This is a genomic window from Thiorhodococcus mannitoliphagus, from assembly GCF_010915725.1.
GTDB classification, from domain to species: domain Bacteria; phylum Pseudomonadota; class Gammaproteobacteria; order Chromatiales; family Chromatiaceae; genus Thiorhodococcus; species Thiorhodococcus mannitoliphagus.
On sequence record NZ_JAAIJR010000366.1, the window covers coordinates 1 to 899 of the forward strand.

Below are 899 nucleotides of genomic sequence, written 5' to 3' on the forward strand. Positions count from 1 at the left end.
CCCTGGTGGAGGCGCTGATCGGCGATCCAGCACTGCGTGCGGCCATCGATGCGTTGCTCCGGATCAAGCGCTCGGCGCGGGAGTCCGAGTATGGTCCGCCCCAGCCCGTCATTGATGCCTTCATCACGGGGGAGCTGGCACGGCTGGAGGCGGTGCCGCCGCCGCGTCCGCAGCCATTCGATGGCACTGGGCTGGATCGTTTGCTGCTGGAAACCGTTCTGAATCGCGGACTGTCGGCGATGGCTGACAGCACTGGCGAGACGAACGGCGCGCTCAGCGGACAGGACACGTCCAGAGGATGCTGATGCGCAAAAGGGTCACCTTTGAGAAACTATCCGCAGCGCCCTCGACGGCGCCCGATGCCACCGACCAAGGAGCCACCCGCGTGCAGTCCCTTCCCGACGCCTACCAAGACCTCCTGACCCCGCTGATCGCACAGGCCCGGCGCATGCTTGAGCAGGGCGAATCACTGGTTCCCTTCGCCTTCGTCGGCAACCTGGCACGGCACACGGTGCAACCGGTCGAGCTGCGTACCGACGGCGAGGCCGGGAAAGACGCCTCGGCGGCGCAGATCCGCCAAATCGCCCAGCAGGTCCAGGCCGACTTCGTCTTCGTCATCACCGAGGCCTGGACACTGCCGCCCGAGCACGCACCTCGCTACGAGGAGATCCTCGCCGAGTACGGCTCGATCGGCGCCTCGCCCTATCGCGTCGACAGCGTTTCCTTCGCGTTGGAGACGGACCGGGGGATGTGGGCGGCGCAGGTGCCGCTCAAGGCGAGCCGTCAGGCGCCGGGGGCGCGCACCTTCGCCACGCCCCGCTTTACACGCTTCAGCGAGGTCGGCGGGCGGCTCACCGGGCTCCTGGACGGCGCGGCGCAGACGGAGCGGACGTTGCACT

The 899-nt window shown here is 68.2% G+C and carries 2 protein-coding genes; both read left to right on the top strand.

Translation table 11 applies throughout. The features are described 5' to 3' along the window. Positions 1-305, top strand: a 305-nt coding sequence (locus tag G3480_RS26905) for a DNA polymerase beta superfamily protein (RefSeq protein WP_206171935.1), incomplete at its 5' end; no start/stop codon positions are given. A gap of 80 nt (positions 306-385) precedes the next feature. Continuing rightward, positions 386-899, top strand: a 514-nt coding sequence (locus tag G3480_RS26910) for a hypothetical protein (protein ID WP_164657247.1), incomplete at its 3' end; no start/stop codon positions are given.